The organism is Snodgrassella sp. ESL0324, assembly GCF_013344955.1.
Lineage (GTDB): Bacteria > Pseudomonadota > Gammaproteobacteria > Burkholderiales > Neisseriaceae > Snodgrassella > Snodgrassella alvi.
Window position 1 is genome coordinate 352,097 of sequence record NZ_JAAEDS010000014.1, and the last position, 25,334, is coordinate 377,430.

Sequence of the window (25,334 nt, forward strand, 5' to 3'; positions counted from 1 at the left end):
TTATTTACCGTTTTTGGCACGTAAATCCGCTACTAAACCATCTATGCCTTTCTGGCTGATAGTCTGATTAAACTGGTTGCGGTATACAGTCACCAGACTGGCACCTTCTACAGCTACATTGTAAATACGGTATATATTGCCTGCCTGATACAGGGTGTAATCCATACGTACTGGTTTACTGTTAGGTGTAGTAACATCTACACGCACAATGATTTCGCGTCCGCCCTTATTAACGACAGGATTATTGTATACATTTGCCTGAGCATTTTTAAATTTCAGCATAGTGCCGGAATAAGTACGGATTAACAGGGTTTTAAACTCCTGAGTTAATGCCTGCTGCTGTGCAGTACTGGCTGTACGCCACGGAGCACCTACTGCCAGTGCAGTCATGCGCTCAAAATCAAAATACGGAATTGCATAGTTTTCAGCCTGACGGCGTACCTGATTATCATTTTTACCATTGGCAGAACTTAAAATATTCAATACCTGAGTAGCATTGTCTTTAAGCTGACTAACTGCCTGCTGTGGTGAGGCAAATGCCATACTAATGCTCATAATGGCAATACTTACCGCCCCTATAAATGAAGATTTATTCAGTTTCATTTAAATATTCCTTTAATTAAATTAGATTTGTTTATCTACTGTTACTTTTACTTATTCACTTGCAGAAGCAGCAGTATCTGTTTTTTTATTATCGCTTTTGGCATTACCCTCAGCAAAACTGGTCATAAATTTGCCAATTAACTGTTCCAGCACCAAAGCTGAACTGGTAATAGTAATATTATCCCCATCGGCCAGATTATCCGGGTCACCGCCTTGTTCCAATCCGATATACTGATCGCCAAGCAAACCTGAAGTCAGAATCTGCGCTGAGGTATCAGTACTAAACTGGTACTGTTTATCAATTTTTAAAGTCACTTTAGCCCAGTAAGTTTTCGGATCAAGCACAATTTTGTCTACCCGGCCAACCACAACACCGGCTGCTTTGACAGGCGCCTGTGTTTTTAAACCGCCAATATCGCTGAACGAGGCCGATAAAGTATATGTAGGCTGGGAAGAGCCGATACCATTACCGCCGGCTACCCGAAAAGATAAAAATAGAATTGCCACTATGCCTATTAAAACGAATAGACCAACCAGCATTTCCAGACTGTTTTTTTTCATATCATTACCTTGTTAATCTGCACTCTATTTGGTAAACATCAGAGCAGTCAGCATAAAATCCACTGCCAGAATAGTTAGTGAGCTGGATACAACAGTACGTGTATTGGCACGCAAAATACCTTCTGATGTCGGTTTTGCATAAAAACCCTGATAAACGGCTATCAGAGTAACAACTACGCCAAATACCAATGATTTAATTAAACCATTCACAACATCATAGTAAAAATCAAGATTATTCTGCATTTGCCCCCAGAATACGCCGTTATCCATGCCAAAATATTTTACGCCAATCAGATAAGCACCATAAACGCCGGCCACATTGAATATTGAAGCCAGTAAAGGCATGGAAAGTACACCTGCCCAGAAACGTGGGGCGATAACTCTCGCCACCGGATCAATAGCCATGACATTCATGGCTTCCAGTTGTTCAGTGGTTTTCATCAAACCTATTTCACTGGTCATTGCACCACCGGCACTGCTGGCAAACAGTATCGCAGCCAGTACCGGACCAAGCTCGCGCAGCATGGCGGCAGCCACCATATAACCAAGAATATCTGCAGATTTAAATTTAGCCAGCTGTGTGTAGGCCTGTAACCCCAGTACCATTCCGACAAACAGTCCTGATACTGCGATAATGACAATAGAAAGAACACCGGAAAAATACATTTGCCGGATCATCAGGCGCGGACGGCGTAAAACTGTTCCGCTGCGCAGCAAGGCGGCAAGCAGAAATAATGCTGCCCGCCCCAGATGCTGGACAAAACTCAGGGTTTTTGCACCCAGTTGTTCGATTGCTTTCATCACGCGATGTCTAAATCCTGTTGTAAGGTGGTGGTAGCCGGATAACGAAATGCTACCGGGCCGTCTGCCTGACCATGAATAAACTGATTTATCCATGGTGAATCCAGTTCACGCATTTGTTGTGGTGAACCGGAAAAAATAATTTCACCGTGTGCCAGAAAAACCACATGGCTGGCAATATCCAGAGATTGCTGGATATCATGTGTCACCATTACACTGGTAGTTTGTAAGGCTTTATTGACCTTACTTACCAGACTGGCTATTACCCCGAGTGAAATCGGATCCAGGCCGGTAAATGGTTCATCATATAGCAATAATGCCGGATCAAGTGCAATTGTACGAGCCAGTGCTACTCGCCTTGCCATACCACCGGAAAGCTCGGACGGCATTAATTGCTCTACCCCGCGTAAACCAACTGCATTCAGTTTCATGACCACCAGATCATGTATCATGCTTTCCGGCAAATCAGTATGTTCCCGCATTGGAAAAGCAACATTATCGAATACTGATAAATCCGTAAACAAAGCACCAAACTGAAACAGTACGCCCATGTTACGGCGATGGTAATACAGTTCTTCACGGCTGAATTCGGCAATATCACGGCCATTGATCAATACTTGCCCCTGTTGTGCACTGATCTGGCCGGTGATTAAACGCAACAAAGTTGTTTTACCACTTCCGGAACTACCCATAATAGCGGTAAAACTACCCTGTTCCAGTTTAAAATTAATATTTTTTAAAATGGGTCGGTCGCCATAAGCGAAAACCACATCTTTCATTTCAATAAACGGCGTAGCCATATTGAGAATTCCCATGCCGTATAGCAATTTAGATTTTATGATGTCTGTTGGTATTTATCAAATACAAGTGAGTAATTACTGCCCTGCTTTCCAGTACCTGCTCATCTCCACAGCAGCATGAATTGCTGCAAATAAACTGCTGCTGGTTGCTTCACCAGTACCGGCAAGATTCAGCGCAGTACCATGATCCACTGAAGTGCGGATAAAAGGCAGTCCCAGAGTGATATTAACGCCCTCTCCAAAACTTGCATATTTTAATACCGGCAATCCCTGATCATGATACATAGCCAGAACAGCATCAGCCTGTTCAAGCATGAAAGGCTGAAACAGTGTATCTGCCGGAAATGGTCCGGTTATTTGCATACCCTGCTGTTGTAACTGGCTGATTACCGGAATAATAATATCATTTTCTTCATTTCCAAGATGACCGCCTTCACCAGCATGCGGATTGAGACCGGCAACCAGAATACGCGGCTGTATCAGCCCGAATTTTGTCTGCAAATCATGATGCAGAATAGTTAGTACTTCGGTTAATAATTCAAGTGTCAGGGTATCAGCAACTGCCCGCAGTGGTAAGTGAGTAGTGGCTAACGCCACTCTCAGACCGCCACCGGCAAGCATCATTACTACTTGAGAAGTAGCACTTTTAGCAGCCAGATATTCCGTATGGCCGCTAAAAGCAATACCGCTATCGTTGATAATTCCTTTATGCACCGGAGCAGTGACTATAGCAGCAAATTCACCCTGTTCTATGCCAGTATATGCTCTGTCCAGTAATTGCAATACATAAGCAGCATTTTGTACGTTTAATTTTCCTGCCTGAACAGATACCTGAACCGGAATATGACAAACTTCCAGTACTCCGGATACAGGTTTGTTACTATCAGGCTGATAAGCCTGTATGGTAATTTTTTTATTCTGTTGTGCCGCACGCTGCTGCAATAATTGCATATCTCCCAATACCACAATGCGTTGCGGCCAGTCCTGGCTGGCCAGATCCAGACAGATATCCGGACCGATACCTGCCGGCTCTCCGCTAGTAACAGCAATAATTAGCTGATTCTTCATAAAAATAAGCCAGAATTATAATGATATTTTTCACAGAAAAATCAATAAAAAATACTTTGCTATCAGAATATGCAAACTCGACATTTCGACACTGATACAGGCTGCACGCATTGCAGAAAAATTGTTTTTATCCGGTTAATCCAAAGGACGAATACTGATATAAGCCTGATCATGTAACTGTTTCAGGAAATTCTGCAGTAGAATTTCGCGTTTTTCCTGCACCAGTACTGCACGCATCCCGTTACGCTGACGTTCTTGCGGGCTGTCATTGCTTCTGACAGCCACCAGACGGATTACGTGCCAGCCAAACTGAGTACGCACCGGCATGGATATCTGACCGGGCTGCAATGATTTCACCGCAGCTTCGAATGGCGGTACAGTCTCACCATCGATAATCCAGCCCAGATCTCCGCCATTTTGTGCACTGCCATCCTGAGAATACTGCCGTGCCAGCTGATCGAATGAGGCACCGGAACGTGCCTGCTGAGCAATCTGTTCAATCAGTTTTCGTGTGATATCGTTATCGTTTTTCAACAGAATATGTTGCACATGATAGGAATAGGCTGTAACCGGAGGCGGCAATGGTCGCCCTTCCTGCTGTGCGCGTGCAATAGCATCATCTACTTCTGCATCACTGACCTGACTTTTGCCCATTACTTCACTTTGTTCAATTTTCTGTGCCAGCAGGTTTTCCGTTATGGTGCGGCGCAGCTGATCTTCATTCACGCCTTCTTTAGCAATGCGCTGAATCAGCTCTTTAACTGTCATATGGCGTTGTGAAGCAAACAGTTCAATTGCTTCGTTTACATCGGCATTGGTCAGGCGGATATTGGAACGCCGGGCTGCTTGCACCAGTAAATCCTTACGTATCAGCTGTGCAAGTGCCTGCTCGTGTAAATCTGCATTACTGATGTTTTGTCCTTTCGGCAACTGTGAACGCATCTGGGCTGCTACTAAGTCCAGCTCGCGACGTGTTATTACATCATCATTGACAACTGCCACAATGTTATCAACTGGTTTGATATCCAATGCCATTGCCGAAGGCAATACTACAGCCAGCATAGTTGCTGCCAGCCAGGAATGTATCTTTTTCATTAATGTTTTACCTCATAAGTATTGCTGTAACCGGGAATTTGTGAAGTGAGCTGATTGAGGGAACCATTTCCCATACCTGTCAGGTCACGCAACTGCAATTGGAATAATACGGCGGTTTTGCGTTTTTTGTAATCATCTGTATAACGGGAACCTACCAGTCCGGCACTCCAGCAATGACACGGACTCTGGTACTCTATCCCTACTGTCTGATTCAGAGATGTACTACTATTAAAATCATAATCCTGCCGTGCAACCAGATAGTAATTACGGGTTAGCGGCCATTGAACACCGACATCTATTGTACGCATTTTGCCATAAACATCATCGTATAAATTTTCATAACGACCATATTTATAGCGAACACTGATAGTTTTACCTGCATTCGGTGTATAGCGGATGCCAAAGTTATAACTTTCAGATGTTTTTAAATCCTGATTGTAATGCCAATTAGTTTCAGCTGTGATGTGCTCGCTCAGGGAAGCACGTCCAAAAGCCACCATATCAGAGCGTTTGCGTTCTTTATTTTTAGGCGTGTTGTCATTCAGTTTAACGTTATCATCACGGAAATAAAAGCGCTGACCAATACCGGCTGCGAAACGTTCAATACCGTTAGTACTATCATATATGCGAGATTGCAGCGCCGTTGTCATAAAATTAGCCGCATTGATTCTGTCCTGTCCTGAATAACGGTTTTCATGAAATAACTGATCATAGGTAAAACTGTTTTCGGCGGTATCAAACAAAGGCATATCATTCTGATTACGTCGCGGTATATAGGTATAAAACAGACGTGGTTCCAGTGTCTGAATATATCCCTTGTTTAATCGATTGTTTTTCCATAAACGCTCAAAGGTCACGCCTGAATCCACACTAAGTAAAGGTACGGCGCGATCCATACTTCGGCTTTCCTGATTATCCTGTCGGTTCATATCATAATGAGTGGCATGAAAACTCAGTTTTGGCCGGATATAACCCCAGTTATTGGAATAGTCAGCAGTAAATGTCGGCAATAACACCAGACGGGTACCATTGGGATATTTATGTATCCACCAATCTTTATGTCCAGTTTCCCTGCCCTCAAAACGAGTTGCTTCAGCATAGACATTGACTGCGTAATGATTACCAAAATAACGGTTCCACGTAGCAGATAAACGGGGTAAACGTGAATAAGGCTGATCCTTATATCCACTGATTGAGGCCAGTGTTTGATATTTTTGCACCATTAAACTACCATCAAATGTCCCGCCCCATAAATCCCGGTTGTAATTCAGCCATGCCTGCCGGTTCAGATTAGAACCGCCATTATCTCCGCTCCAGAAATCACGCCGGTAATCATCATCAGAGACCTGATGATAGTCAATACCGCCGGTTAATCCCTTTGCCAGTCTCTGGGAATGGGTAAAATCAATTTCAGCACGATTTTTGTGACTGCTTTTCTGATCATTCGGCACCCAGTCAGCACTAATCTGTCCCTGATAATTCGGCTGCAGATAACGGAAATCACCGCCCAGTTGTAGACCACGGCTGCTAATAAAATGCGGCCGGATAGTTGCATCATAATTAGGAGCCAGATTCAGATAATAAGGAGCCATTATTTCAAAACCGTCAGATCCTCCTTTAAGTGTAGGCGTCAGAAACCCGCTTTTACGATTGCCGTTTAACGGAAAATCGATCCATGGTGTATAAAACAGAGGAACACCGCCAAATACCAGCGTTGCATTACGGGCTACCCCGACATTTTTATCATAATCCAGATCAATACTGCCTGAACGGATATACCAGCTGTCATCGCCCGGATTACAGGTGTTGAATTTAGCACTTTGCAGACGATAGCGATTTTTACCACCCATCTGTATCTCATCCCCGACACCTTGCAGACGCCGGTTATCATTTTCCATTTCAAAGCGGCCGGCATCGCCGACACCTGTACTTTTAGCCATGTCGTAAGTGACATGTTCACCGGTAACACGTCCCTTACCATTATCTAAAGTAAAGTGATCACCAGCTTTAACAATCTGGCTTTCCTGATCATAATCAGCCCAGTCTGAATTCAAAGTGACATCATTACGCTCAATAATGACACTCCCTTTTGCATGTACCTGAACCTGTGACTGCCCGTTGACATCGTCAGCCACAACACGGGTAACATCAGTACCCGGATTAGCTTCTCCGCTGCTTTGTACAGGTTTAACAAAATTTTTCGGACGCTGTGGCGCTGTACAAACATTTCCTTCGCCCATAGACAAAGGTGAGGCCGCAAGAACAAACCCGGGCAAAGTACAAAAAACCGTTGTTAAGGCCAGAGCTAATGGTTTTGGAGAGAATAAGTAGGACAAAGTATCACCTAAACGGCTTTGCCAGTTAAAATAGTGTTTATTTTAACCTGAAAAATGTCATGCAACGAGAATCTGAATTAAAAAAATGGTTTCATACCTGCTATCCGCAACAGGAATTTGTTCTTAGCTTTGCAGCTGCTGATGCTGATTTCCGACGCTATTTCCGCGCTACTTTTACTGATAACCGTACAGTAATCTGTATGGACGCCCCACCGGATAAAATGAGTATCCTGCCATATATTAAGATACAAAAGCTTTTTCAGGCTCTTAATGTTCCCGAAATCTATCATCTGGATACACAGCAAGGATTTATGGCTCTGGAAGATTTTGGTAATACCCCTTATCTGGCCGCACTGCAACAGGATAAACGTACTGAAGTACACAAAGTATTGCTGCTGGAAGCCATTGATGAACTTATCAAACTGCAACTTTCAAGCCAGGCGGAGCAACTACCATTATATGATGAAGCCGTACTAAAAAGAGAAATGCAACTTTTTCCTGAATGGTATGTTCAGAAAGAACTTGGTTTATCTTTGACTGAAAAACAGCAACAGTTATGGCAGCAGACAGTTAACAATATATTACCGGTAATATTGTCACAGCCACTGGTCTATGTACATCGTGATTTTATTGTTCGAAACATCATGCTCACCCGCAACCGTCCTGGTATTCTTGATTTTCAGGATGCATTGTATGGTCCGATTACTTATGATTTAGTATCACTACTACGTGATGCATTTATCGAATGGGACGAAGAATTTATACTTGATATTGTCATTCGTTACTGGGAAAAAGCAAGAGCTGCCGGATTACCGGTATGTACTGATTTTGATCAGTTTTACCGTGATTTTGAATGGATGGGTGTACAGCGCCATCTGAAAGTTGCCGGTATCTTTGCCCGCTTATATTACCGTGATGGTAAAGATAAATATCGCGGTGAAATTCATCGCTTCCTGAAATATTTACGCAAAACCAGCCGCCGTTATGGTGAATTGCGCCCGCTACTGCAATTAATTACTGAATTAATTGGCTCAGAAGAAGCTCAGACAGGTTATACCTTCTGAATAAATCAAAATGATTAAATATCTGCCAGGAAATAATAAAGCTGCCTTAATTACTAAGCAGCTTTATTATTTAATCTGCAGAAATATTAAATAAAAATTTTAGTTTCTGCCAAAATCCCATTACTGCATAATTATTTAACCGGTTATTTAAGTGCCATTCCTGTTGTTTCATTTGTTCAAGTAAATTGTGTAAATGTGATACTTCAGATTTCATTTCTTCATACTTTAGATTTATATAATTAAGCTCTCTTTTTAAATTTGCTTGTTCATTATCATTTAATAGCTGCTTATTTTCTAATTCACGCTTATATGCGTCTTCAAGAGAAATAATCTTATCCGTATAAAATTTATGATTCACCGGATCTGAACGTATTTTGCCATATACGTTTTTTTCAAAAATCTTCTTTAGTGAGAAATAATAGTTTTCAACATCTGCAACTGTAAATTTTATTTCACCGCCAAATTCTGTCTCTAGTTTTAATTTTTTTGAAATACTCACTTCAATGATCGGTATATGATTCTTTTCAAAAGAGTGTATTTTTTTAGAATAACAAGCATTAGTATAAACAACCTCTATAGCCAGACATCCTTTCCATTTTTCCTGTAATTCACACTCAGAAGAAAAATAGCCAACAAGGTCAGGATAATATTTTTCCTCATCTTGATCAAAATGCTTAAATCGAAGACACGGCTCAACTAAAAATTTTGAAAAATTTAAAACATATTTATTTTTATCAATAGTAAATTTAATTACAGGCATTTCCAGTAATATCACTGTCGCTGCAGAATGATAAATAGACTCTTTATTGTTTTCATCAATTTCGTCGGATTTATACCGAAAAAAGCCATGTTCTGTTGGAATTAACTCCAGACGATTAATTTCATCGTATTCCGTTGAGTAAAACGTTAATTCCTGATATTTTTTAAAATTTTGTTCTTTTAATCTCAGAACATCCCAGATATAAAAAATTTTTGGTTGCAAAGATTGATTTTCGCAAATAAAACATTGATTTTTATCTTTAGCATATGCCCAGATTTTTCTAGCCATTTGTTATTCTCCCCTGTATTAAATTTAAACAGAATAATTCAGATTCACAAAATTGACTTCTTTTTAAAGTTACAAAGGCATATACCCGTCAAATCGAGTCGTTTTACCAAAATACTGAAATGCCGGCGTCTTTCCTGCTAAAACTGCCCCATTCGCCGGTCTTTTTACCACAACCCGTTTTCGGGCTAGTTTCTGTGCTGCAAGTAATAAAGCCAAATCATTATCTATATCTGCATTACCCAGCAATTCATGAAAATAAGCCATTTCTTTTTTTACTGCCGCCGCTTTTTGCTTTTGCGGATACATCGGATCCAGATAGACCACATCAGGCAATGGTATCTGCTTTTGTTCCGCGTCCGGTAAAGTGATACTGCCATAATGCAGATGAATCTGCTGTGCTATATGCGCAGTCTGTTCATCAACCATCGCACGTTTCAGTCCATCCGCAAATAAGACATATACATAAGGATTCTGTTCAAATACCACAACTTTCAGTCCCAATGATGCCATTACAAAAGCGTCCCGACCTAAACCTCCGGTAGCATCCCAGACAAGCGGCCGGTTTTTGGCCTGAATAGCACGTGCCAGTAATTCTCTCCCGCCAAAAAGCCGCCGGTGTCGTGCAGTACCTTCTACAAAATCAACCCGCACGACCCCTTTTTGCCCGGCTTTAGCTAAAGCAAGACTGTCATTTTCGTATATCAGATATAATCCCTGTTCTGGTGGTTGTTGCTGATAACAGAGTTTTTTACTGGCCAGCAATTTCTGTAAAGGAGTGATCAGATCAGTTTTATCTGCTATCTGACCGGTTAAAATCAGAGGCTTTACCATCAGACAATCCCTAACCGTTCCATCCGGTAACGCATAGAACGAAAACTTATACCCAGTAATTTGGCAGCCTGTGTTCGGTTATATCGGGTTTGCGCTAAAGCCTGTTCCAGGATTTTTCTCTCTATTTCATCCAGATAATCCTGTATCTGAGTTTTTCCGAACTGGTAATCCTCAATTTCCTCATTACTATCTGCGGATAGATTACTGCCGTCATTCTCTGCAGATTCAGTACGCGGATTATCCAGGTGATAGCTATGAATCTGTAAATCATCTACCTCAATAATATGATTTTTCGACAGTGCGATAGCACGTTCCAGAATATTCTCCAATTCACGGAAATTACCGGGATAACTGTATTGCAACAGTGCTTTTTTTGCTTCCGGTGTTAATGTCATGGTTTCATCATGCAAAATTCGTTGCAGTAAAACCCGAATTAACTGCGGCAAATCATCACGTAATTCACGTAATGGCGGCATGGTAATAGATACAACATTCAAACGATAAAACAAGTCCTGACGAAACTGACCTGATTCAACCAGAGCATTCAAATCTTTATGGGTTGCACAGATAATACGGACATCAACCTGCTTTTCTTCCATTTCGCCAATCCGGCGTACAGCACGTTCCTGAATGGCCCGCAATAATTTAACCTGCATCGATAGTGGTAAATCAGCTACCTCATCCAGAAATAATGTTCCGCCGTCCGCATGCTGGAAAAAACCGGCCCTGTCTGATTCTGCTCCGGTAAAACTGCCTTTTTTATAACCAAAAAACTCACTTTCCATCAATGCTTCAGGTATGGCACCACAATTTACAGCAACAAATGCCTTGTCTCTGCGTTCTGACTGTTCATGAATACTGCGCGCTGCCTGCTCTTTACCACTGCCTGATTCTCCGGCGATGTATACCGGCACGTTACTTTTAGCCAGCTTGCTGATCAACTGACGTACTTCTGTTATTAACGGAGAATTACCCAATAAACGTTCACGTACCTGCTGTTCGTTAACCATTACGGAAACATCTTCATTTTTTTGTTTATTTTCAGACTGTTTAAATGCGGTTACCATTTTATTATCTATTTCGGTTTCGGCAGTATTATTGATTGTAATAACAGATTTAACCAGAGTACGTAGCTGCGCCAGTGTAATAGGTTTTTGTAAGTAATCGAAAGCACCATTTTTCAATGCCTGTACAGCCTGCGCTGCATTTCCGTAAGCAGTAATAACTGCAATCGGAATATCCAGATTATGGGCAGTAATATAATCAACAATCTCCAGCCCGGAGCCATCAGGCATACGCATATCCGTTAGCACCAGAGAGAAAGCATGCGTACGTAAAGCTTTTTTTGCCTCAGCTACGCCAGCGGCAGTTTTTACGGACAAACCCATTTTAATCAGGGTTAACTCCATTAAATCACGAATATCGGCTTCATCATCTATTATCAGTACCGGCTTTTCTAAGTCCATCTGATTATTATTATTCATCAACCATCCTTGGCAAGGTTAATTCAAATCCATTAACTTCAGGGCGATAAATTAACTGACCATGATTAGCCTGAGCCAGCTCGCGCGCCACATACAATCCAAGACCGGTGCCGCTGGGTTCAGTCGTAAAAAATGGTTCAAACAAATACAACTGATTTTCCGCACTGACACCAGCACCATTATCAATTACGGTAATGGAAATTTCATTTTGCTCTTCTATACAAAAAATAACACGAATAGCATTTTTATTCTGCAAACTATGACGCCAGGCATTATTCATCAGATTCCATATAATCTGCTGCAAGTGTACCGAATCACACCAGACGATTAAATCCCCTTTATCGGCTTGTAGTTCAATACAATCCACAGCCTGCTGCCTGATCAGTATAAATTCCTGCATAAAGGCAGTCCAGAATACCCGCAAATCAATTGCCTGTTTATTTTTTTTATCCCGCTTATTCAGCATACTGATATCTTCAAGCATTTTATCAATACGACTGATATTGTTTTCTATAATATTAAACAGCCGCAGTCGTGTCGAATCATATTCTTCTTCCTGTAACAATTCATTGGCCTGTCTTATTGCAGACATCGGATTGCGAATTTCATGAGCCAGATTAGCCGTTAACTGGCCTAATGAGGCCAGTTTAATGGACATAGCCTCCTTATCAATTTCAGTACGCGAACGCATTGATAACATCAGTAAAGGCGTATTTGCTTCCTGTAACAAGCGTGCATGCACCCTCATCGGCCAATTATTCAGTGTACAGTTTATTTCGAAAATATTTTTCTGTTCAGTATGCCAGTAATGCATAACCTGACGAAATAAAGCAGTTTGTTTATCAACCAGCAGCATCGGGAAATAATTCTGCGCCTTCCGGTTAATCAGCCACACCAGACCGCTTTCATCCAGTACAACTACCCCTTCCTGTACATAATTAAAAGCACGGACGAGCAGATTCCGGTAACTGTCCAGCATTTTTGACTGCTGATCTTGCAAACTTTGTGAACGCGCCAGTAAAGTAGCGGCATAGGCAGTCAGACCGGCCACAAGAAAGACAGCGGCAATCAGCATAATGGCAATAATGCATATCCGCATACTGTGATTAGCAAAACCATTACGGCTTAGCTGTAACCAGGTAATGATGACAATCAGTAAAGTTACATAACCGGCATAAATCATCGGATACCGGCCACGGCTGAACAAACAGGCCGAACCGACAAATGGCAGGAGTAAAATACCAAAACCGCTATCCACTCCTCCACCCATATTCATCAGCCAGGCAATCATGGTAATGTCTACAGCAGAATTAACATTTGGTAGTGCATCCGGCTGATTCTGCCAGCGTGGTACCAGCATGGAAAAGACAATCAGAATACCGTAGAGCGCTGCCCAGCTATACAGTTCAATTTTATTGAATATAGGTACAGCCAGACCGGGTTCATCCATGCTGCGGGTCAGCAAATAAAACGTCATAATTGAAAACAGCAGACTTATACGCGCAATATTCAGCAAAGCTGAAAGCCTGTCCAGATATTGCGGCCAGCCATTTATATGCGTTTTCATACCGGCTTAGTTTCCGTTATCCAGATCACCATAGACGGCAACGATATCACCCGAAACGCTTAATTCCTTACCTTTATGTCCGCGTTTATTAAGAATATCCTGAACGCGTAAGGTTTCCTGATAGCGTCCGCCACGTTTACCCTGAGTCTCCAGTTTAAATTCCGATTTATTTGTCAGAGTAAAATAAAGCAGTTTCTCATTAGCCGGTAAACTCATAATTTGCAGACCACGGCCTTTAGCCATTACTTTCAATTCATGTAATGGAAAGGCCAGCAGGCGATTGGCACTGGAGATGGCTATAAGCTGAGTCTGCCCGTTTACAGACAGACAGGCAGACGGTACAGGAAGTGGCGGCAGCAATGTCTCATCACTATTAACCGTCATAACAACTTTACCGTTTTTAGTACGGCTGACCATATCTTTAAATGCAACCACAAATCCATATCCGCCACTGTTACTCAGTACATAATGCTGTTGCGGCAAGGCACTGAGCATAGCTACAATTCTGGCATCTTTATCTAAATCAACCAATGAACCTGCAGGCACACCATCACCGCGTCCGCCCGGAATACTGGCGGCGTCCACACTATATGCTCGCCCGTGCGAATCAAGTAAAATTACCGGCCAGACTGTACGTCCCTCTACTGCCTGAAGCAGACCGTCACCTTCCTTGAAAGTAGTCTGGCTTAAATCCAGATTGTGTCCGACACGCGTTTTCAGCCAGCCCTTCTGTGACAATATCAGCGTAACTGGTTCATCTGCAGTAGTTCGTGTAAGCGTCGCCCGCTCTGCCGGCTGTATCAGTGTACGCCGGTCATCTCCATAGATTTTGGTATCTGACTCAATTTCTTTGATAATCAGTCGTTTTTTAGCTTTATCATCTTCCAGAAGGGTTGTTAACTGATCACGTTCCTGCTGTAGTTTATTCAGTTCTGTTTCCAGTTTAATCCATTCCAGTCTGGCCAGCTGACGTAAACGGATTTCAAGAATATCATCCGCCTGTATCTCACTTAAACCGAATACAGACATCAATTCATTTTTGGGTTCATCTGATTCACGGATAACCCTGATGACTTCATCAATATGAAGAAATGCCGTTTGCCGCCCATGCAGAATATGAATACGTTTTTCCACCTGTGCCAGGCGGTATTGCAAACGCCGGGTTACAGTAAGTATCCGAAAATCCAGCCATTCACGCAGAATCTGATATAAATTCTTTTGTGCCGGTTTATTATCCCGCCCCATCATAACCAGATTGACCGGCACATTCCCTTCCAGACTGGTTTGTGCCAGCAAAGTATTCATAAATTCTTCAGGTTGAAGACGACTGGATTTCGGTTCAAACACCAGACGCACCGGTGCCTGACTATCTGATTCATCACGCACCCGCTCAAGCAGTGATAGCATTAATGTGCGCGTATTCTGCTGTTCCTGAGTCAGATTTTTTTTACCAGCTTTCGGTTTGGGATTAGTCTGTTCTTCTATCTCAGCCAGAATTTTTTGCGCAGAAGTACCGGGAGGTAATTCCGTGACAATAGCCCGCCAGTGTCCGCGTGCCAGTTTTTCAATTTCATAACGGGCACGTACACGTATACTGCCTTTACCCTGTGCATAAATTGCCTGAATATCCTCTGGTGCAGTAATAATCTGACCACCACCGGCAAAATCAGGACCAGGTAAATACTGCATTAAAGCTGCCGAATCCAGCTCAGGCTGTTTCAACAGAGCCACAACAGCTGCGCTGACTTCGCGCAAGTTATGTGAAGGAATTTCAGTTGCCAGACCTACTGCAATACCTGAGGCGCCATTAAGCAATATCATTGGCAGGCGTGCCGGTAATACAGAGGGTTCAGCAGAGCTGGCATCATAATTGGGCACAAAATCCACAGTCCCCATATCGATTTCCGATAACAGCAATTCAGCAATTGGTGCTAAACGAGCTTCGGTATAGCGCATAGCTGCCGCACTGTCTCCATCACGTGAACCAAAATTGCCAATACCGTTAATCAGAGGGTAACGCAAGGTAAAATCCTGCGCCATCCGAACCATAGCGTCATAAGCAGATGAATCACCATGCGGATGATATTTACCTAGTATCTCACCAACCACACGGGCAGATTTTACCGGTTTGGCACCATGAGCCAATCCCATATCTTTCATAGCATACAGAATGCGTCGCTGAACCGGCTTCTGCCCGTCAGCCACATCCGGTAATGCCCGCCCTTTTACCACACTCATGGCATAGGCAAGGTAAGCACGTTCTGCATACTGACCAAGTAACAGATGATCATCACTGCGGTCTGATTGTTGAATAGATTCACTCATACTTATTCTGACTTAATTAAATTCTTCTGTGGAACAGATTATCTAAGCTACCTATTGTAAAGGATTTTGCTTTTATACCCAAAACTACTGCTTTTGGTTTGATGAAATAACAAAACAGAAATGCATGTTATAAAAACCATTATCATTTCAGTAAAATATTGTTGGTTTTAATACAACACAAACTTTGCAGAAATTGCACTTTTTTCTAAAGAATAAACTTTTTATCTAATTTTTTAAAAAAATTTTCTTATGCCGGCAATATATCGTATTTAAATTATATATATTGATTTTAAAAATAAAAAAGCTGTCCGGAGCTTAGCCCGGACAGCTTTAATAACTTTAATCAATTAATCAGCTTGTCGGCGAATGACTGCCGGAATTTCGAAGTCATCCAGCACAGACTGATTTGAGAAATCAGCAGCAGCCAGATTCATCCCGCGTGCACTGCGTCCTGAACGTACCACACTTCCGATATCCGGATAGGCATCTTCAGTACCAGTGGCTTGTACGGTTTGCAAAACACGCAAACTGCTTGGTTGCTGGTGATGTAAAGCTTTGTGTTCCTGCAATCCGGTAGCAATAATGGTTACGCGGATTTCGCCTTCTTCCATACTGGCATCTTCAGAAGTACCGTATTTCAGGGCGGCATCATCATGTGCATATTCATCAATCATGCACATAATTTCTTTGTATTCAGACATTTTCAGGCAGCCTGGTGCGGTAGTAATATTAACCAGCACACCCTGTGCGCCATCCAGAGTCACGTCATCCAGAAGCGGGCTGGCAATAGCCTGTTCAGTAGCAATACGGGCACGGTCAACACCATGTGCACTGCCTGAACCCATCATAGCCATACCCATAATACTCATGACATTTTTCACATCGGCAAAATCCAGATTAATAATACCCGGATTAGTAATGACTTCAGCAATTCCGGCTACTGCATTACGCAATACATTGTCTGCCGCACGAAAAGCCTCACGCATACTCACATCTTCACCCAGTGCCGACATTAATTTGTCATTCGGAATCACAATGAGTGAATCAACGGTATTTTTAAGAATCTCAATCCCGTTATTAGCAACGTGAATACGTTTTCCTTCATATTCAAATGGACGGGTAACAACAGCAACAGTCAGAATACCCATCTCTTTTGCCAGCTCAGCTACTACCGGCGCCGCACCTGTACCTGTACCACCACCCATGCCGGTGGTGATAAACAGCATATTCGCTCCGCGAATAGCATCAGATAATGCTTCGCGGTCTTCCATTGCGGCGTTACGGCCAATTTCTGGATCGGCTCCTGCGCCGAGACCACGGGTGAGATTATTGCCCAGCTGAATGCGTTTAGATGCTTTACTGTTTTGTAAAGACTGTGCATCAGTATTGGCACTGATAAACTCAATACCGGCAACCGCATTTTCCACCATATTGTTAATAGCATTACAGCCACCACCGCCGATACCAATGACTTTGATAACTGCAGCACCGACTACCGTCTCCACAACATCATATACCAATTGCATTTATGTCTCCTGACAAAACCTATGCATAAACGTCATCTGCCCTTGTATAGCTATCATTATATAGACAGTTATATACAATGCGCAAAAGTTCTGTCATTTAATGTTTTAGTTGAGTTAAAAATTGTTCTTAAACCAAGTCTGTAATTTTTTAAGCCATGAATCTTTCGGTTCAGAAGCTGCTGCCACGGGCATGTCTGTTTTGTTCTCTTCTTCACAGGCAGACTGTAACAGACCAATAGCAGTAGCATAACGTGGATTGCGAATCCGTTCTGAGACACCACCCATTTCCTGCGGCACACCAATTCGGGCTGGTAGATTAAATACATCCTCTGCCAGCTCAACCATTCCGGGTAATAATGATGCTCCGCCGGTAAGAACTATGCCTGAAGTCAGCACATCCTCAGGAAAACCGGAACGGCGCAATTCATTCAATGTCAGTTCCAGAATCTCTTCCACGCGCGGACCAATTACACTTGCCAGTGTCCGGCGCGAAATCTGGCGTGGATTACGGTCGCCCACACTGGGTACTTCAATCATATCATCAAGACCATCCATGGTTGCCAGTGCCACTCCATGATTGATTTTGATGTATTCAGCTGCACTGTGGGGTGTACGCAACGCTTGTGCCAGATCTTTGGTAATCAAATCCCCTGCCACCGGAATAACGGCTGTATGCCTGATAGCTCCGTTAGTATATACGGCAATATCTGTCGTGCCGCCGCCGATATCAATAACACAGACACCCAGATCTTTTTCATCTTCAGTCAGTACTGCCTGACCACTGGCCAGTGGCTGTAATATCATTTTATTGATTTGCAAACCACAGCGATTGACACACTTCTGGATATTCTGCATTGCTGTTACCGCACCGGTAATAATATGTATGCGCGTGTCCAGACGAACCCCGCTCATGCCAATGGGTTCACGCACACCCGGCTGATTATCAATAATAAATTCCTGTACCACTGTATGTAAAATATCGTGATCCGGCGGAATATTGACAGCTTTTGCCGTTTCAATTGCACGATCAATATCGGCCTGACTAACTTCTCCGTCCTTGATTTTAACCACACCCTGTGAATTGAAACTGCGAATATGATTACCTGCAATACCGGTTGTTACACAGTCTACCTGTACATCAGCCATCATCTGCGCTTCTTCCATGGCCTGCTTGATTGCTTGTGCAGTGGTTTCAATGTTGGTCACCATACCTGCTTTCAAACCGCGCGACGGAGCCTGTCCTAAACCAACAATGTGGATTTCATTATCTTCCTGAACCTCACCAATAAGAGCGATTACTTTTGAAGTGCCGATATCCAGTGCACTGATGTATTTTTTACCTTTAACCATGGTCATCACTTTAAAATCAAATAATCAATCGGTCTGTCCGGATCAATCCAGATTTGCTTCATACTGATCCGCCACTTCAGATGCATTTACTGCTCTGGTACTTACAGCTGAATTAGCCTTATTTTTGTACCGTAACGCAAAACCATCCGGATAACGCAAATCTACATAATCGATATTACTGGCCTGTTTCTGTAAAACCTGTGGCCATGCCCAGACAAAATGAGCCAAACGCTGTTCTACCTTTTCCCGCCCCAGTTTCAGGGTTATTCCGTTGCTTAAGGTCAGCTGCCAGGCAGAACGATTACTTAACTGCAACTGCTGAATATGCAGACCTGTTGATTGCAACAAATTTTCGAATGTTAACAAATGTACGGTCATGTAGCGAGCAGAACCGCTGCTTCCAACAAATACCGGCAGCTGCTCATGAACTACTGCATTAAATATCTGTCCGTCAGTATCCACCAGCTGCTGGTCATTCCAGCGTGCAACAGGGTCCCGTTCCCTGATATCAAGCTGTACCGTATCCGGCCAGATTCGTTTTACCTGTACTTTATATACCCAGGGTAGTTTAGCCAGTGCAGATTGTGCCGCACTCACATCTGCAGTAAAAATATTACCCTGCAAATACTGTCTGCTGATTTGTTCAATTTCGGCCGACTGCAAATGCTTCAACGGATGTATTACCTGAATTTGCCGGACAGGAAAATATGGCGAATGCACCAGCCACGATCCGCCTGCTGCCAGCAGGCAGAACAATACACATACATATAACCACCGGTAAAGCCGTTTTAAGGCTTGTGCATTATCCCAAAGTCGCATGACTTAAAATTTCAACACACAAATCTTCAAAACTCAAGCCAATTTCACGTGCAGCTTTAGGCACCAGACTGTGTCCGGTCATACCGGGTACAGTATTAACTTCCAGAATATAGATTGTACCGTCCGCATCACGCAGAAAATCTACACGCCCCCAGCCTCGACCACCCAATGCTTTAAAAGCACGGGCTGTCAAATCACGCATATACTGCTCATCCGCTGGTGTCAGATCAGCCGGACACAGATACTCGGTATCATCGCGATGGTATTTAGCTTCATAATCATAAAACTCCGTTGCCGGTACGATGCGAATACTGGGCAATACCTGTTCACCAAGAATACCACACGTATACTCACCACCTTCGATTGCACGTTCAGCCAGAATTTCACCATGGTACTGTTTCAGTTGCAGATAAACTCGTGCCAGCTCACCAGCCTGCCTGATTTTCACTACACCCACACTACTGCCTTCTGCTGCAGGTTTAACAAATAAAGGTAAACCCAGTTCTTCTTCTACTGCAGCAAAATCACTATCATCATGCAGCACAATAAATGGTACGCAAGGCAAACCAACTCCCTGCCAGACCAGACGACTACGGAATTTATCCATACCCAGCGCACTGGCCGCAACACCACAACCGGTGTAAGGAATACCAAATGCTTCCAATGCCCCCTGTACGACTCCGTCTTCTCCATAAGAGCCATGCAGAATATTAAAAGCCCGGTCAAAGCCGGCACTGACCAGTTCAGACAATGGCCGCTCAGACGGATCAAATGCATGTGCATCTATACCACGGCTTTTCAATGCAGTAAGAATTGATGCACCACTAGCCAGTGAAACTTTACGCTCACTGGAGAAACCGCCCATCAGTACGGCAACTTTACCAAAATCACTCATTGTTTGTCATTAATCCTGTTTTTCTTTTAATAAGAACAGTATGTAAAATAATTAAACTGCAGTAATTATACTGCAGCAGACATTCCGGTAAGCATGGCAGGTACTTTGTTAATACTGCCGGCACCCATATTGAGCAAAACATCACCATCTTGCAAGACATTTAATAACGTGGGCGCCATTTCGTCTACGTTTGCTACATAAATCGGCTCAACTTTACCCAGCACTCTGATCGCACGCATTAATGCCTTACTGTCAGCCGCCACAATCGGGTCTTCACCAGCAGAATACACTTCCGTTAAAACCACGCCATCAGCTTTACTCAAAACCTGAACAAAATCTTCAAACAAGTCCCGTGTACGTGTATAGCGGTGTGGCTGGAATGCTACGACCAGACGACGCTGAGGGTAGGCTCCTCGTGCAGCAGCTATGGTTGCAGACATTTCAACAGGATGATGACCATAGTCATCAATCAGTAATGCTTCGCCACCATTCGGTAATGCAATCTCACCGTACTGCTGAAAACGGCGACCCACACCTGCAAAACTTTCCAGCCCAAGCTGAATTGCCGGTACTGAGACACCAATTTCCAGGGCAATCCCGATGACAGCCAGTGCATTCAGAACATTATGCCGCCCCGGCATATTGACCGTCACACTAAACGGTTTTATGCCTTTTTTACGCGTATGGACATCAAAATGCATTTGTGCACCATCGGCAACAATATTAGTTGCATATAAATCAGCACTTTCATCCAGACCATAGGTAACAAAAGGTTTCTGAATCAACGGTAAAATCTGGCGCACATGCTCACTGTCAATACATAAAAAGGCTTTGCCGTAAAACGGCATACGATGCACAAAATCCACAAACGCCTGATGTAGTTTTTCTACATCATGATCATATGTATCCATATGATCGGTATCAATATTGGTAACGACCGTAAATAAAGGTGTCAGATATAGAAACGAAGCATCTGATTCATCTGCTTCCGCAACAATATATTCACCTTTACCCAGCTTGGCATTGGTTCCGGCTGCAGTTAACCGACCGCCAATAACAAAAGTCGGATCCAGCCCCGCTGCTGCCAGTACAGAAGCAGTTAAACTGGTTGTTGTGGTTTTACCATGTGTACCGGCAATGGCAATACCGCGACCAAAGCGCATGATTTCAGCCAGCATCATGGCTCGCGGAATTACCGGAATTTTTTGTTCTTGCGCCGCTACCACTTCCGGATTATCTTTTTTAACGGCTGTTGATGTCACTACTACATCTGCACCAGTAATATTTTCAGCACTGTGTCCAGAACAAATATGTACTCCGATTGCCCGTAAATGCCGGGTTGCGGCATTATCAGCCAAATCAGATCCACTTATCTGATAACCTTCATTATGTAAAACTTCTGCAATACCGCACATACCGGTTCCGCCAATCCCTACAAAATGAATATGGCGTATACGGTCTTTCATGTTTTCTTTCATACTTTATAACTTTTCCTGCCAGTCTGAATTGTGATTGACAGCTCGAGTCTGCAACAATTCATCCGGCTCAATCAAAATTTAACGGATACTCGCTAGCGCTGCTGCCGCAACCTTAGCCGCACTGTCAGGCTGAGCCAGCGCACGTGCTTTAATCGCCATGTCTAAACAGCGTTCGCGCGATAAATCGGCCAGCGTAGTCATTAATGTCTGCGTATTCAGATTCGTCTGCGGTAATAATATTGCCGCACCATCTTTAACCATAAACTGTGCATTAGCTGTCTGATGGTCATCTACCGCATGCGGATAAGGCACCAGAATTGCCCCGACTCCGGCAGCGGTTAATTCAGCAATTGTCAGTGCACCGGCCCGGCAAATCACCAAATCGGCGTTACGATAAGCTGATACCATATCTGTGATAAATTCAACACATTGCGCCTCTACTGCGCACTGAGCATAATTCTGCTCTAACTGTGCCAGTTTATTTCGTCCGGACTGATGCAGCAGTCGCGGACGCTGTTCAGCCGGTAACAAAGCCACAGCCTGCGGCACAATCTGATTTAATACATCAGCGCCCAGACTTCCGCCAACTACCAGAATATTCAGCTCACCATTTCTACCGTTAAAGCGCTGTGGCGGTGGTGGTAATGCAGCAATATCAGCACGTACCGGATTACCTACCAGTCCGTTTTCATTTGCGAATACTTGTGGAAATGCATACATTACCTGATTGGCAAAATGAGCCAGCACTTTATTGGATAAACCAGCAATCGCATTCTGTTCATGGACAATTAATGGTAAACCGCATAGCTTTGCAGCTATACCGCCCGGAAAAGTAACAAAACCACCAAAACCGATGACTGCATCTACCTGATGCCTGCGAATAATCTGACGTGCTGCCGCAATGGTCTTTAATAAGGTAAAAGGTAGCATTAGCTTACGCTTTAGCCCGTTACCGCGTATTCCTTTGATAGCCAGGGTTTCCAGTGGTATGTCGTACTGCGGAATCAGACGGGTTTCCATCGCCCCGTCACTACCCAGCCAGATAATACGATGACCCTGTGCCTGTAATGCCTGAGCAACTGCAAGCGCAGGAAAAATATGACCGCCTGTTCCGCCGGCCATGACCATGAAAGTTTTTACACTCATTATTTTCCCGTCAAAACTATCAGAGTTCTGTGATTATTTATACTTTGAATCCACGCATCACACGCCGGTTCTCATAATCCACTCGCAACAGCAAACCCACACTGATTAAAATAATCATAACAGCTGAACCACCATATGACAGTAAAGGCAGAGTCAGCCCCTTAGTGGGTAACAGGCCGATATTAACACCAATATTAAAAAAGCTCTGAATACCCAGCCAGATACCAATACCCTTGGCGACGAAAGAACCATAAAACAACTCTAAATCCCGGGCCTGTTTACCAATGGAAAAAGCACGGACTACCAGCCAGATATAACAAAACATTAATACCAGAATACCGGTAAAACCGAATTCTTCTCCAATGACCGCAAGAATGAAATCCGTATGAGCCTCAGGTAAATAAAAACGTTTTTCCAGACTGGCTCCCAGTCCGACACCAAACCAGCCACCGCGCCCAATTGCCATTAATGAATGTGTAAGCTGATAACCTTTACCCAGAGGATCTGCCCACGGATCAAGAAAACCGGCTACACGTGCCATACGGTAAGGCTCAAACAGCACCAGCATAACCATGGCCAGCAAACCAAAACCTACTACGGCCATAAACCAGCGAAACGGTAAACCAGCCAGAAAAAGCAAGCCTACCGCAATAACAGAAACCACTACAAATGAACCAAAGTCCGGTTCCAGCATAATCAGCCCGAGACCAAGTCCTACCGGAATACCTGCAAACCAGACTTTTTTGAATTCTTTCAAGATTTCAGCACGTCTGGTAAAAAAACTGGATAAATACAAAATTATCGCCAGTTTAAAAACTTCGGTAGGCTGGATATTAACCATCCCTACATTAATCCAGCGTTTGGCACCGTTAATTTCTCTTCCCATTACCAGCACCAGAATCAGCAGCACGATACTGAACAGCAACACCAGTGGTGTCAGCTTTTTCCATGTTCGCAAAGGAATACGTGCAGCCACACAACCAAGTACGCCACCACACAATAGAAAAATAGCCTGACGAATCAGATAAAAATAAGTACTGCCACCATCATGCTTTGCATATGCAATTGAGGCCGAGTAAACCATGATCAGGCTGAAACTGGCCATCAATACCACCATCCATAACAGTGACTGATCAAAAGTATATCCGCGTCGCAATAGCTTGCGATCCAGCAGACGTGATTCAGTAATCATGCTGCGCTACCCTGCAATTGACGGACGCTGGCAATAAATACCTCACTGCGATGTGCATAACCCTTAAACATATCATAGCTGGCACAAGCAGGACTAAGCAGCACAATATCTCCCGGATGAGCCAGTTCAAAAGCACGTTCAGTAGCGTGCGGCAAATCGTCATAGTACTCTACCGGATAGGAGGCTTGTCCGAGAACTGCTCCAAGCTGATGACCATCCACACCAATCAGTAAAACTGCACGTGCCTTATCCTGTAATGCAGCCTGCAACGGAGTAAAATCCTGACCTTTACCCTGTCCGCCCGCAATCAGCACAATAGGTTTATCCAGCCCGAGCAATGCAGCACAGGTAGCACCAACATTAGTACCTTTGGAATCATCAATAAATGTCACACCTTTCACTTCGGCTACTTTTTCCACACGATGCGGTAAACCTTTGAAAGTGGGCACATATTGAAGCAATTGTGCACGCGGCAAGCCAATGGCTTCACATAAAGCAAATGCAGCTAAAACATTGGCCGCATTATGTGTACCCTGTAAAGACAGGGCATCACAGGCCAGCAATGGTTCATTACCGGCACACAACATATCTTTATTCAGCCAGAAATCAGTATTTTGCTGTAAAGAAAACCATTTCACCGGCCGGTTATGCCGTACCATAGCGCGACAAAAAACATCATCGGCATTTAACACTTGTATGGACTGACCACGAAAAATCCTGTCTTTGCTATGCGCGTAATCCAGAAAATCATCATAGCGATCCAGATGGTCTTCTGATACGTTCAGTACTGTGGCAGCAGTCGCATTCAGGCAGGGAGTAGTCTCCAGCTGAAAACTCGATAATTCCAGAACCCAGACATCTGCTGCTTTACCTGCGCGCTTCAGATAGGCTTCCAGTACAGTGGTGCCAATATTACCTGCCACCACTGTATCAAGTCCGCATTGCGCACATAAAAAACCCACCAGACTGGTAGTAGTGGTTTTACCGTTTGAACCGGTAATTGCAATAATTTTACTGTTACTGCTTTCAAGTAAATCAGCCAGAATAGCCACATCACCCAGTACGACACCGCCGGCACGTTTAAAATCAACAATAGCAGGCTGACGCTGACTGATTCCCGGGCTTAAAGCCAGAATATCAAACTGGTGCTGTTCAAACACTGTTGCCAGCTCTCCGGTATATACGGCAACCTGATGACGCTCAGTTAAAGACTGCAATTGTTCTGCATCAGGCCGGGCATCATAAATAGCTACATCAGCACCTGCCTGAGTTAAAAACTCCAGCATTGAAATTCCGGTACGCCCCAGCCCTGCAACTAAAACCTTTTGATTACGCCAGTCAATCA

Annotated in this window: 21 protein-coding genes; 1 reads left to right on the top strand and 20 read right to left on the bottom strand. The window is 43.5% G+C overall.

Features of this window, described 5'->3' with window-relative positions:
• From GYY70_RS08640 to GYY70_RS08670, 7 genes are all read right to left on the bottom strand, one after another.
• Window positions 1–597 (bottom strand): phospholipid-binding protein MlaC, encoded by a 597-nt coding sequence (locus GYY70_RS08640; protein ID WP_084547262.1) that lies wholly within the window; start codon window positions 595–597, stop codon window positions 1–3.
• A 57-nt stretch (window positions 598–654) separates the two neighbouring features.
• Complete coding sequence (gene mlaD, locus GYY70_RS08645; protein ID WP_084547255.1) at window positions 655–1,164, bottom strand: outer membrane lipid asymmetry maintenance protein MlaD; 510 nt, start codon at window positions 1,162–1,164, stop codon at window positions 655–657.
• A gap of 24 nt (window positions 1,165–1,188) precedes the next feature.
• Window positions 1,189–1,965, bottom strand: coding sequence for a lipid asymmetry maintenance ABC transporter permease subunit MlaE (mlaE, locus tag GYY70_RS08650; protein WP_078475685.1), 777 nt, complete (start codon window positions 1,963–1,965; stop codon window positions 1,189–1,191).
• Complete coding sequence (locus GYY70_RS08655) at window positions 1,965–2,765, bottom strand: ABC transporter ATP-binding protein (protein WP_084563372.1); 801 nt, start codon at window positions 2,763–2,765, stop codon at window positions 1,965–1,967. Before GYY70_RS08655 ends, mlaE begins: the two co-directional genes overlap by 1 nt.
• Before the next feature lie 75 nt (window positions 2,766–2,840).
• The gene (gene pdxA, locus GYY70_RS08660) at window positions 2,841–3,833 is read right to left on the bottom strand and encodes a 4-hydroxythreonine-4-phosphate dehydrogenase PdxA (RefSeq protein WP_174832064.1); all 993 of its coding nucleotides are present in this window, start codon (window positions 3,831–3,833) and stop codon (window positions 2,841–2,843) included.
• 135 nt (window positions 3,834–3,968) lie between these two features.
• On the bottom strand, window positions 3,969–4,928 hold the full coding sequence (locus GYY70_RS08665; protein ID WP_084552063.1) for a peptidylprolyl isomerase: 960 nt from the start codon (window positions 4,926–4,928) through the stop codon (window positions 3,969–3,971).
• On the bottom strand, window positions 4,928–7,264 hold the full coding sequence (locus GYY70_RS08670) for an LPS-assembly protein LptD (RefSeq protein WP_174832065.1): 2,337 nt from the start codon (window positions 7,262–7,264) through the stop codon (window positions 4,928–4,930). Before GYY70_RS08670 ends, GYY70_RS08665 begins: the two co-directional genes overlap by 1 nt.
• 59 nt (window positions 7,265–7,323) lie before the next feature.
• Here GYY70_RS08670 and amgK point away from each other — a divergent pair, with 59 nt between their 5' ends.
• The gene (gene amgK, locus GYY70_RS08675) at window positions 7,324–8,328 is read left to right on the top strand and encodes an N-acetylmuramate/N-acetylglucosamine kinase AmgK (protein WP_174832066.1); all 1,005 of its coding nucleotides are present in this window, start codon (window positions 7,324–7,326) and stop codon (window positions 8,326–8,328) included.
• Between the two features lie 70 nt (window positions 8,329–8,398).
• Here amgK and GYY70_RS08680 read toward each other — a convergent pair whose 3' ends face one another.
• The 13 genes from GYY70_RS08680 to murD all read right to left on the bottom strand — a co-directional run bounded on the left by GYY70_RS08680 (window position 8,399) and on the right by murD (window position 25,332).
• Entirely contained in the window at window positions 8,399–9,376 is a 978-nt protein-coding gene (locus GYY70_RS08680; protein ID WP_084563377.1) for a hypothetical protein, read from the bottom strand.
• A gap of 69 nt (window positions 9,377–9,445) precedes the next feature.
• Window positions 9,446–10,207, bottom strand: coding sequence for a class I SAM-dependent methyltransferase (locus GYY70_RS08685; protein WP_174832067.1), 762 nt, complete (start codon window positions 10,205–10,207; stop codon window positions 9,446–9,448).
• Window positions 10,207–11,691, bottom strand: coding sequence for a sigma-54 dependent transcriptional regulator (locus GYY70_RS08690; protein ID WP_174832068.1), 1,485 nt, complete (start codon window positions 11,689–11,691; stop codon window positions 10,207–10,209). Before GYY70_RS08690 ends, GYY70_RS08685 begins: the two co-directional genes overlap by 1 nt.
• Window positions 11,684–13,258 (bottom strand): ATP-binding protein, encoded by a 1,575-nt coding sequence (locus GYY70_RS08695; RefSeq protein WP_174832069.1) that lies wholly within the window; start codon window positions 13,256–13,258, stop codon window positions 11,684–11,686. The genes GYY70_RS08690 and GYY70_RS08695 overlap by 8 nt, the downstream gene beginning before the upstream one ends.
• Window positions 13,259–13,264: 6 nt before the next feature.
• Window positions 13,265–15,583, bottom strand: a complete 2,319-nt coding sequence (gene parC, locus GYY70_RS08700; RefSeq protein ID WP_174832070.1) for a DNA topoisomerase IV subunit A — start codon at window positions 15,581–15,583, stop codon at window positions 13,265–13,267.
• 347 nt (window positions 15,584–15,930) lie between these two features.
• Window positions 15,931–17,109, bottom strand: a complete 1,179-nt coding sequence (gene ftsZ / locus GYY70_RS08705) for a cell division protein FtsZ (RefSeq protein WP_174832071.1) — start codon at window positions 17,107–17,109, stop codon at window positions 15,931–15,933.
• 114 nt (window positions 17,110–17,223) lie between these two features.
• Window positions 17,224–18,459, bottom strand: coding sequence for a cell division protein FtsA (gene ftsA, locus GYY70_RS08710; RefSeq protein ID WP_025331233.1), 1,236 nt, complete (start codon window positions 18,457–18,459; stop codon window positions 17,224–17,226).
• Between the two features lie 42 nt (window positions 18,460–18,501).
• Window positions 18,502–19,278 (bottom strand): cell division protein FtsQ/DivIB, encoded by a 777-nt coding sequence (locus GYY70_RS08715; protein ID WP_174832072.1) that lies wholly within the window; start codon window positions 19,276–19,278, stop codon window positions 18,502–18,504.
• Window positions 19,262–20,173: a D-alanine--D-alanine ligase gene (locus GYY70_RS08720; RefSeq protein WP_174832073.1), complete on the bottom strand. Its 912-nt coding sequence runs from the start codon at window positions 20,171–20,173 to the stop codon at window positions 19,262–19,264. Before GYY70_RS08720 ends, GYY70_RS08715 begins: the two co-directional genes overlap by 17 nt.
• Window positions 20,174–20,238: 65 nt before the next feature.
• Window positions 20,239–21,651, bottom strand: coding sequence for a UDP-N-acetylmuramate--L-alanine ligase (gene murC / locus GYY70_RS08725; RefSeq protein ID WP_238791892.1), 1,413 nt, complete (start codon window positions 21,649–21,651; stop codon window positions 20,239–20,241).
• A 78-nt stretch (window positions 21,652–21,729) separates the two neighbouring features.
• Entirely contained in the window at window positions 21,730–22,797 is a 1,068-nt protein-coding gene (gene murG, locus GYY70_RS08730) for an undecaprenyldiphospho-muramoylpentapeptide beta-N-acetylglucosaminyltransferase (protein ID WP_174832074.1), read from the bottom strand.
• A 37-nt stretch (window positions 22,798–22,834) separates the two neighbouring features.
• Complete coding sequence (ftsW, locus tag GYY70_RS08735; RefSeq protein ID WP_174832075.1) at window positions 22,835–23,989, bottom strand: putative lipid II flippase FtsW; 1,155 nt, start codon at window positions 23,987–23,989, stop codon at window positions 22,835–22,837.
• Window positions 23,986–25,332: a UDP-N-acetylmuramoyl-L-alanine--D-glutamate ligase gene (murD, locus tag GYY70_RS08740; protein WP_174832194.1), complete on the bottom strand. Its 1,347-nt coding sequence runs from the start codon at window positions 25,330–25,332 to the stop codon at window positions 23,986–23,988. Before murD ends, ftsW begins: the two co-directional genes overlap by 4 nt.
• Window positions 25,333–25,334: the final 2 nt, after the last annotated feature.

Excerpts from the sequence above, each read along its gene's own strand:
- mlaD (WP_084547255.1), bottom strand. The coding sequence starts at position 1,164 with ATGAAAAAAAACAGTCTGGAAATGCTGGTTGGTCTATTCGTTTTAATA.
- mlaE (WP_078475685.1), bottom strand. The coding sequence starts at position 1,965 with ATGAAAGCAATCGAACAACTGGGTGCAAAAACCCTGAGTTTTGTCCAG.
- GYY70_RS08655 (WP_084563372.1), bottom strand. The coding sequence starts at position 2,765 with ATGGCTACGCCGTTTATTGAAATGAAAGATGTGGTTTTCGCTTATGGC.
- pdxA (WP_174832064.1), bottom strand. The coding sequence starts at position 3,833 with ATGAAGAATCAGCTAATTATTGCTGTTACTAGCGGAGAGCCGGCAGGT.
- GYY70_RS08665 (WP_084552063.1), bottom strand. The coding sequence starts at position 4,928 with ATGAAAAAGATACATTCCTGGCTGGCAGCAACTATGCTGGCTGTAGTA.
- amgK (WP_174832066.1), top strand. The coding sequence starts at position 7,324 with ATGCAACGAGAATCTGAATTAAAAAAATGGTTTCATACCTGCTATCCG.
- GYY70_RS08680 (WP_084563377.1), bottom strand. The coding sequence starts at position 9,376 with ATGGCTAGAAAAATCTGGGCATATGCTAAAGATAAAAATCAATGTTTT.
- GYY70_RS08685 (WP_174832067.1), bottom strand. The coding sequence starts at position 10,207 with ATGGTAAAGCCTCTGATTTTAACCGGTCAGATAGCAGATAAAACTGAT.
- GYY70_RS08690 (WP_174832068.1), bottom strand. The coding sequence starts at position 11,691 with ATGAATAATAATAATCAGATGGACTTAGAAAAGCCGGTACTGATAATA.
- GYY70_RS08695 (WP_174832069.1), bottom strand. The coding sequence starts at position 13,258 with ATGAAAACGCATATAAATGGCTGGCCGCAATATCTGGACAGGCTTTCA.
- parC (WP_174832070.1), bottom strand. The coding sequence starts at position 15,583 with ATGAGTGAATCTATTCAACAATCAGACCGCAGTGATGATCATCTGTTA.
- ftsZ (WP_174832071.1), bottom strand. The coding sequence starts at position 17,109 with ATGCAATTGGTATATGATGTTGTGGAGACGGTAGTCGGTGCTGCAGTT.
- ftsA (WP_025331233.1), bottom strand. The coding sequence starts at position 18,459 with ATGGTTAAAGGTAAAAAATACATCAGTGCACTGGATATCGGCACTTCA.
- GYY70_RS08715 (WP_174832072.1), bottom strand. The coding sequence starts at position 19,278 with ATGCGACTTTGGGATAATGCACAAGCCTTAAAACGGCTTTACCGGTGG.
- GYY70_RS08720 (WP_174832073.1), bottom strand. The coding sequence starts at position 20,173 with ATGAGTGATTTTGGTAAAGTTGCCGTACTGATGGGCGGTTTCTCCAGT.
- murC (WP_238791892.1), bottom strand. The coding sequence starts at position 21,651 with ATGAAAGAAAACATGAAAGACCGTATACGCCATATTCATTTTGTAGGG.
- murG (WP_174832074.1), bottom strand. The coding sequence starts at position 22,797 with ATGAGTGTAAAAACTTTCATGGTCATGGCCGGCGGAACAGGCGGTCAT.
- ftsW (WP_174832075.1), bottom strand. The coding sequence starts at position 23,989 with ATGATTACTGAATCACGTCTGCTGGATCGCAAGCTATTGCGACGCGGA.